Genomic DNA, 8,752 nt, shown 5'->3' on the forward strand with positions numbered 1-8,752 from the left:
CACCATGGACCTGTTTGCGCGAGAATTACTCGTCTTCCAGTTCGATGTTGATACCCAGCGAACGGATTTCTTTCAACAGTACGTTGAAGGATTCCGGCATGCCCGGTTCCATCTGATGGCTGCCATCCACGATGTTTTTATACATCTTGGTACGGCCATTCACGTCATCAGACTTAACGGTGAGCATTTCCTGCAGGGTATAGGCGGCACCATATGCTTCCAGTGCCCACACTTCCATCTCCCCGAAGCGCTGACCACCGAACTGCGCCTTACCACCCAGCGGCTGCTGAGTAACCAGGCTGTAAGAACCGGTGGAACGAGCGTGCATTTTGTCGTCGACCAGGTGGTTCAGTTTGAGCATGTACATGTAACCAACAGTTACCTGACGCTCGAACTTCTCACCGGTACGGCCGTCAAACAGCGTAATCTGACCAGAAGTCGGCAGATCACCCAGTTTCAGCAGCTCTTTAATTTCAGCTTCTTTCGCACCATCAAACACTGGGGTGGCAATCGGCATACCTTTGCGCAGGTTTTCAGCCAGACGCAGAACTTCTTCATCGCTGAAGGTATTCAGGTCTACTTTCTGGCGAACGTCTGCACCCAGGTCATAAGCACGCTGGATGAACTCACGCAGTTTGGCCACTTCCTGCTGCTGTTTCAGCATGGCGTTAATCTTGTCGCCAATACCTTTAGCAGCCATACCCAGGTGGGTTTCCAGGATCTGACCGATGTTCATACGAGACGGTACGCCCAGTGGGTTCAGTACGATATCAACCGGCGTGCCGTTTTCATCGTATGGCATATCTTCGATCGGGTTGATCTTAGAAATAACCCCTTTGTTACCGTGGCGGCCCGCCATTTTATCCCCAGGCTGAATCTGACGTTTAACAGCCAGATACACTTTAACGATTTTCAGCACGCCAGGTGCCAGGTCATCGCCCTGAGTGATTTTACGGCGTTTCGCTTCGAGTTTTTTCTCGAACTCGTGCTTCAGTTCATCGTACTGCTCTGCCAGTTGTTCCAGCTGATTCTGTTTTTCTTCATCAGCCAGGCCCAGTTCCAGCCAGCGATCACGTGGCAGTTTGTCGAGCTTCTCAGCTTCGATGCCACCAGAGATCAGCACAGCACGGATACGGCCGAACAAGCCAGCTTCGAGGATTTGCAGTTCTTCAGACAGGTCTTTCTTAGCCTGTTTGAGCTGCATTTCTTCGATTTCCAGCGCACGTTTATCTTTTTCTACGCCATCGCGAGTAAAGACCTGAACGTCAATAACGGTACCAGATACACCATTCGGTACGCGCAGAGAAGAGTCTTTAACATCAGAGGCTTTTTCACCAAAGATGGCACGCAGCAGTTTCTCTTCCGGAGTCAGCTGAGTTTCGCCTTTCGGCGTTACTTTGCCCACCAGGATGTCGCCACCAGTAACTTCTGCACCGATGTAAACAATACCGGATTCATCCAGTTTGGAGAGCGCAGCTTCACCCACGTTCGGGATATCTGCAGTAATTTCTTCAGGCCCCAGTTTGGTGTCGCGAGACACACAAGCTTGTTCCTGAATATGGATAGTGGTGAAACGGTCTTCCTGGACAACACGCTCAGATACGAGGATGGAGTCTTCGAAGTTGTAACCGTTCCATGGCATGAACGCCACGCGCATATTCTGACCCAGCGCCAGTTCACCCAAATCGGTGGACGGGCCATCAGCCAGAACATCACCACGTTCCACCGGCTCACCCAGAGACACACACGGCATCTGGTTGATGCAGGTGTTCTGGTTAGAACGGGTGTACTTGGTCAGGTTGTAAATATCGATACCTGCTTCGCCCGGATACATCTCATCTTCGTTAACTTTAATAACGATACGGGAAGCATCAACGTACTGGATAGTCCCACCACGTTTGGCAACAGCTGTAACACCGGAGTCAACTGCAACAGCGCGTTCCATACCTGTACCAACCAGCGGCTTATCAGAGCGCAGAGTTGGTACCGCCTGACGTTGCATGTTCGCACCCATCAATGCACGGTTGGCGTCATCGTGTTCCAGGAAGGGAATCAGAGACGCACCAACAGAAACAACCTGTTGTGTGGAAACGTCCATGTAGTCAACCTGATCACGGCTGAACAAACTTGATTCGCCTTTGTTACGGCAGGTTACCAGGTCTTCTACGAAGTGGCCGTCGTCATCCAGGTTGGAGTTCGCCTGAGCGATAACGAAGTTGCCTTCTTCAATAGCAGACAGGTAATGAATTTCGTCGGTCACAACACCGTCAGTCACTTTACGATACGGTGTTTCAAGGAAACCATACTCGTTGGTCTGTGCATAAACAGACAAGGAGTTGATAAGACCGATGTTCGGACCTTCAGGGGTTTCGATTGGGCACACACGACCGTAGTGAGTCGGGTGAACGTCTCGAACTTCAAAGCCCGCACGCTCACGAGTCAGACCACCTGGGCCCAACGCGGAAATACGGCGTTTATGGGTAATCTCTGACAGCGGGTTGTTCTGGTCCATAAACTGAGACAGCTGGCTGGAACCAAAGAACTCTTTAACTGCAGCAGAGATAGGTTTCGCGTTGATCATGTCCTGCGGCATCAGGGTGTCGAGATCGCCCAGAGACAGACGTTCTTTAACCGCACGCTCTACACGCACCAGGCCAACACGGAACTGGTTCTCAGCCATTTCACCCACAGAGCGAATACGACGGTTGCCGAGGTGGTCAATATCATCCACTTCGCCTTTACCGTTACGAATATCGATGAGTTTTTTCATTACATCGATAATGTCTTCTTTGCTCAGGATGCCAGAACCTTCAATCTCGCCACGCAGCAGCGAGCGGTTGAATTTCATACGACCTACAGCAGACAGGTCATAGCGGTCTTCAGAGAAGAACAGGTTCTCGAACAGGCTTTCAGCAGCTTCACGAGTCGGCGGCTCACCAGGACGCATCATGCGATAGATTTCAACCAGCGCGCTCAGGCGGTCATTGGTTGGGTCAATACGCACGGTTTCGGACATGTACGGACCATGGTCCAGATCGTTGGTGAACAGAGTCTCAATGCTCTTATGGCCTGCCTGGCTCAGTTTAGCCAGCAAGTCCAGAGACAGCTCCATGTTCGCCGGGCAGATCAGCTCGCCTGTTGATTCGTCGATGTAATCTTTAGCAACGACTTTCCCGGCGATATATTCGACAGGAACTTCAATGTGCTGAACTTCGTCTTTTTCCAACTGACGGATATGACGAGCAGTGATACGGCGACCTTTCTCAACGTAAACTTTACCGTCTGATTCGATATCGAAAGAAGCGGTTTCACCACGCAGACGTTCCGGCACCAACTGCATTTGCAGTTTGTTATCACGGATTTCAAACACAACTTTTTTGAAGAACAAATCCAGGATCTGTTCAGTTGTGTAGTTCAGTGCGCGCAGGATAATCGTTGCCGGCAGTTTACGACGGCGGTCGATACGTACGAACAGGTTGTCTTTCGGATCGAATTCGAAGTCCAGCCATGAACCGCGGTAAGGAATAATACGCGCGTTGTACAGAACCTTACCCGAAGAGTGGGTTTTCCCTTTGTCACTGTCAAAGAAGACGCCCGGGCTACGGTGTAACTGGGAAACGATAACACGCTCAGTACCGTTGATAACAAAAGTACCGTTATCAGTCATGAGCGGGATTTCACCCATGTAGACTTCTTGTTCTTTGATGTCTTTTACAGTGCCTTCAGGCGCTTCACGTTCATAGATAACCAGGCGCAGTTTTACGCGCAGCGGTGCAGAGAACGTCACACCACGGATCTGGCATTCTTGAACATCAAAGACAGGTTCGCCAAGACGGTAGCTGACGTATTGCAGTTCCGAATTGCCGCTGTAGCTCTGAATCGGGAATACGGAGCGGAAAGCCGCTTCAAGACCGTACTGCCCTTCAGGATCTTGCTCGATAAACTTCTGGAACGAGTCAAGCTGGATAGAAAGGAGATATGGGACATCCAGAACTTGTGGACGTTTACCAAAATCCTTACGAATACGTTTTTTCTCGGTATAGGAGTAAACCATAGGGTTCCTCAGCTCGCTGACAAGTCGACCCACTCTGCCCACTGGACGGACAGTTTTTTATGCAACACTATTTTTTGACCGGAAAGTGGAACACTATCCGCAATGCCTGTTTCTATCACTCTTAAACCATTTCATTGCGATTTACCCAGCAACACCGCGCTGTCGCAGTATATTAAGTCGTCGATAGAAACAAGCATTGACATGAAAACCAGCAGTCAAACAGTGTGAAACGCTACTGGCTCCCTTGAGCGCAAAAAGGCTGGTGACTATAAAATCACCAGCCAGCAGCCTGATTTCTCAGGCTGTTACCAGAAAAAGTGGCTTATTTAACTTCAACTTCAGCGCCAGCTTCTTCCAGAGCTTTCTTCAGAGCTTCTGCGTCGTCTTTGCTCACGCCTTCTTTCAGGGCAGCCGGAGCAGATTCAACCAGATCTTTGGCTTCTTTCAGGCCCAGACCGGTAGCACCACGCACTGCTTTGATAACAGCAACTTTGTTACCGCCAGCAGCTTTCAGAATTACGTCGAATTCAGTTTTTTCTTCAGCAGCGTCAGCAGCCGGGCCAGCAGCAACAGCTACAGCAGCAGCAGCAGAAACACCGAATTTTTCTTCCATTGCAGAAATCAGTTCTACAACGTCCATTACGGACATAGCGGATACTGCTTCAATGATTTGATCTTTAGTGATAGACATTTAAATTGTTCCTGAATATCAGAATAAGTTTATACGTAAGCAAGCGAATGACAAAAAAAAGTGCAATTAAGCAGCTTCTTTCGCATCGCGTACAGCCGCCAGAGTGCGAACCAGTTTGCCAGCAGAGGCTTCTTTCATGGTTGCCATCAGGCGTGCAATTGCTTCTTCGTAGGTTGGCAGAGTTGCCAGGCGATCGATCTGAGCCGCCGGGATGAACTCACCTTCAAAGGCTGCCGCTTTGACCTCAAATTTTGCATTCGCTTTAGCGAAATCTTTGAACAGACGAGCAGCTGCGCCCGGGTGTTCCATAGAGTATGCAATCAGGGTCGGACCAACAAACGCGTCTTTCAGGCATTCGAACTGAGTGCCTTCAACAACACGACGCAACAGGGTGTTACGAACAACACGCATGTAAACGCCGGCTTCGCGACCTGCTTTACGCAGTTCGGTCATTTTGTCTACGGTTACGCCACGGGAATCCGCAACTACCGCAGACAGCGCGCCTTTGGCTACTTCGCTGACTTCAGCAACAATCGCTTGTTTGTCTTGAAGATTTAAAGCCATTAGCTTTGCTCCTGGATGTTTGCCGGGACACTAAGCCCCGGAACTCACTTCACTCTTATCAACGATAAGAACGTCTTAATACGGTGAGCAGAAACAAGCCAAAGAGAACTTAATAAAAAGATTCTTCAGGTTCTGTCACCGTCTACGCAGGAAATTAAGCCTCAATTAAGAAACACCTGCGGTCTTGGACGGAGGCCTGGATAAGGCCAGGCTCCAACCGAAATTCTTGTTCAGTACAATTCGTGCATTGCACGTTCTGCACTAAACGTCTGCCTGAGCAGAAACGTGGGGGGAAGATTGTAGACAAATCCACCGCCCACGTAAAGCGAATGATTAGTTCGCAGAAGCTGACAGACCAGCCTGGTCAACAGCAACGCCAGCACCCATGGTGGTAGACAGGCTAACTTTCTTGATATAGATACCTTTAGCAGTAGCAGGTTTTGCTTTTTTCAGCGCAACCAGCAGTGCTTCCAGGTTTTCTTTCAGTTTGTCAGCGTCAAAATCTACTTTACCAATAGTGGTGTGGATGATGCCGTTTTTGTCGTTACGGTAACGAACCTGACCAGCTTTAGCATTTTTAACTGCTTCAGCAACGTTAGGAGTTACAGTACCAACTTTCGGGTTTGGCATCAGGCCGCGCGGCCCCAGGATCTGGCCGAGTTGACCAACAACGCGCATTGCATCCGGAGAAGCAATAACAACGTCGAAGTTCATTTCGCCTTTCTTGATCTGATCAGCCAGATCTTCCATACCTACCAGCTCAGCGCCAGCAGCTTTAGCTGCTTCAGCGTTAGGGCCCTGGGTAAATACAGCAACGCGAACGGTACGACCAGTACCATTCGGCAGCACAGTTGCGCCACGAACGTTCTGATCAGATTTACGTGCATCGATGCCGAGGTTAACGGCAACGTCTACGCTTTCTACGAATTTTGCAGTGGCCAGCTCTTTCAGCAGAGCAATGGCTTCGCTGATGTCATACTGTTTAGTTGCATCAACTTTGTCACGGATCACGCGCATGCGCTTGGTCAGTTTAGCCATTTCTTAGTCCTCCACTACCAGGCCCATGGAACGAGCGGTACCAGCGATAGAACGAGCCATCGCTTCAACATCTGCACCAGTCATGTCCGCTGCTTTGGTCTGAGCAATCTCAAGAACCTGAGCGTGAGTTACTTTACCCACTTTGTCTTTGTTCGGTTTACCGGAACCAGACTTGATACCAGCCGCTTTTTTCAGCAGAACTGCTGCCGGCGGAGTTTTGGTAACGAAGGTGAAAGAACGGTCAGCGTAAACGGTAATAACAACCGGAATTGGCAGACCTTTCTCAAGGGATTCAGTTTTGGCGTTAAACGCTTTACAGAATTCCATGATGTTAACACCCTGCTGACCCAGAGCCGGACCAACTGGCGGACTCGGGTTAGCCATACCAGCTGCAACCTGCAGCTTGACATAGGCTTGGACTTTCTTGGCCATTGATATTTCCTCTAATGGGTTATAACGCCTCTTTGGAGGCTCCCCGTAGTTAAACTCTGTTTACACGCTTTACGGCATGTAAAAACAAAAGGCGCGAAATTGTATGTCAATTTCGCGCCTCACGCAACAGTAATTGTTGCTTTTACATTCGATTTTATAACCAGCACAACCTGCGGGTTAGTGGCGCCGCAGCAGTTGTGACGTCAGGCTAATCAGGCTTTTTCTACCTGGCTGAAATCCAGCTCAACAGGTGTCGCGCGGCCAAAGATGGACACAGACACTTTCAGGCGGCTTTTCTCGTAATCGACTTCTTCGACAACGCCGTTAAAGTCAGCGAACGGACCATCGTTAACACGAACCATTTCACCCGGTTCAAACAGCGTTTTCGGACGCGGTTTATCCCCAACCTGCTGCAGACGGTTCATGATAGCATCAACTTCTTTGTCGCTGATGGGCGCCGGGCGGTCAGATGTACCACCGATGAAGCCCATAACACGCGGTACACTGCGTACCAGGTGCCAACTGGCGTCATTCATCACCATCTGGACAAGAACATAGCCCGGGAAAAATTTACGTTCGCTTTTACGGCGTTGACCGCCACGAATTTCAACCACTTCTTCTGTTGGCACCATAACTTCACCAAACAGTTCTTCCATATTATGCAATTTAATATGTTCACGCAGAGAAGTAGCTACGCGACCTTCAAAGCCGGAAAACGCCTGAACGACGTACCAACGTTTTTTAGGAGCTTCAGACATTTCAGAACCTCAGTCCAGTGATAAAAGAGACCACACGGACCAGAATACCATCCAGCCCCCACAGGATCAGTGACATAACAGCCGTCACTGCTGCAACGATTAATGTGGTGTGCAATGTTTCCTGGCGGGTCGGCCAAATCACTTTACGGACTTCAGTTCTTGCTTCACGGGCAAAAGCAACCGTGGCTTTACCTTTTGTGGTCAACAGAGCGACACCACCTGCTGCAGCAATCAAAACGACTACCGCGACAGCCCGCCCCAGCAGGTTCACATCACGATAAAGGAAGTTGCCGACAATGGCCACACAGAGCAAAGCAATGACAACCAGCCACTTCAATACTTCCAGGCCGCGCCCGCTTCCCTGAGCTTCGGTATTCGCACTCATAGTTCAACCTGTAACAATGAATCAGACAAACATTTTTGCCCCGCAAACGCGAGGCAACCAAACCGAATTTCGCTTAGGCAACATTTCGGTACTTTACGCCATCTTCAGAGCCTGTCTCAGCAATGATTATGGAAAAGAAATCACTGATGAGCCAGGTTCTGGTTCGAGAGCGTACAAAAAGGGCATCAAATGATGCCCTTTTATTGCGCATTACGTCAAATGTTATCAGCAATTAGCCGAGAACTTTAGCAACAACGCCAGCACCAACGGTACGGCCGCCTTCACGGATTGCGAAGCGCAGACCTTCGTCCATTGCGATCGGGTGAATCAGGGTAACAACCATCTGAATGTTGTCGCCCGGCATGACCATTTCTACGCCTTCCGGCAGTTCGATGGAGCCAGTTACGTCAGTAGTACGGAAGTAGAACTGAGGACGGTAGCCTTTGAAGAACGGAGTATGACGGCCGCCTTCATCTTTGCTCAGAACGTATACTTCAGATTCGAATTTGGTGTGCGGGTTGATTGAACCCGGTTTCGCCAGAACCTGACCACGTTCAACGTCATCACGTTTGGTACCACGCAGCAGAACCCCAACGTTTTCACCAGCACGGCCTTCGTCCAGCAGTTTGCGGAACATTTCAACGCCAGTACAGGTAGTTTTGGTGGTTTCTTTGATACCAACGATCTCTACTTCATCACCAACTTTGATGATGCCGCGTTCTACACGACCGGTAACTACAGTACCACGACCGGAGATGGAGAATACGTCTTCGATTGGCAGCAGGAACGGTTTGTCGATAGCACGTTCCGGTTCCGGAATGTAGCTGTCC

The 8,752-nt window shown here is 49.8% G+C and carries 8 protein-coding genes; all 8 read right to left on the reverse strand.

What is annotated here, in order from left to right; genetic code table 11:
- Positions 1-25: 25 nt before the first annotated feature.
- Positions 26-4,054 carry a DNA-directed RNA polymerase subunit beta gene (rpoB, locus tag DT73_RS01780; RefSeq protein WP_036103045.1) on the reverse strand — a complete coding sequence of 1,343 codons (4,029 nt, stop codon included), beginning with the start codon at positions 4,052-4,054 and terminating at the stop codon, positions 26-28.
- 322 nt (positions 4,055-4,376) lie between these two features.
- Positions 4,377-4,745 carry a 50S ribosomal protein L7/L12 gene (gene rplL, locus DT73_RS01785; RefSeq protein WP_036103048.1) on the reverse strand — a complete coding sequence of 123 codons (369 nt, stop codon included), beginning with the start codon at positions 4,743-4,745 and terminating at the stop codon, positions 4,377-4,379.
- Between the two features lie 66 nt (positions 4,746-4,811).
- Complete coding sequence (gene rplJ, locus DT73_RS01790; RefSeq protein ID WP_036103050.1) at positions 4,812-5,309, reverse strand: 50S ribosomal protein L10; 498 nt, start codon at positions 5,307-5,309, stop codon at positions 4,812-4,814.
- Positions 5,310-5,642: 333 nt separating this feature from the next.
- Positions 5,643-6,347 (reverse strand): 50S ribosomal protein L1, encoded by a 705-nt coding sequence (gene rplA / locus DT73_RS01795; protein ID WP_036103052.1) that lies wholly within the window; start codon positions 6,345-6,347, stop codon positions 5,643-5,645.
- 3 nt (positions 6,348-6,350) lie between these two features.
- On the reverse strand, positions 6,351-6,779 hold the full coding sequence (rplK, locus tag DT73_RS01800; protein WP_036103054.1) for a 50S ribosomal protein L11: 429 nt from the start codon (positions 6,777-6,779) through the stop codon (positions 6,351-6,353).
- Positions 6,780-6,991: 212 nt separating this feature from the next.
- A complete protein-coding gene (gene nusG / locus DT73_RS01805; RefSeq protein WP_001287521.1) occupies positions 6,992-7,537 on the reverse strand; it encodes a transcription termination/antitermination protein NusG in 546 nt (181 codons plus the stop codon).
- 1 nt (position 7,538) lies between these two features.
- Complete coding sequence (secE, locus tag DT73_RS01810; RefSeq protein ID WP_036103062.1) at positions 7,539-7,922, reverse strand: preprotein translocase subunit SecE; 384 nt, start codon at positions 7,920-7,922, stop codon at positions 7,539-7,541.
- A 232-nt stretch (positions 7,923-8,154) separates the two neighbouring features.
- On the reverse strand, positions 8,155-8,752 hold a 598-nt coding region (locus DT73_RS01815; protein WP_036103064.1), incomplete at its 5' end, for an EF-Tu/IF-2/RF-3 family GTPase.

It is taken from the genome of Mangrovibacter sp. MFB070 (genome assembly GCF_000705335.1).
Classification (GTDB): Bacteria; Pseudomonadota; Gammaproteobacteria; order Enterobacterales; family Enterobacteriaceae; genus Mangrovibacter; species Mangrovibacter plantisponsor.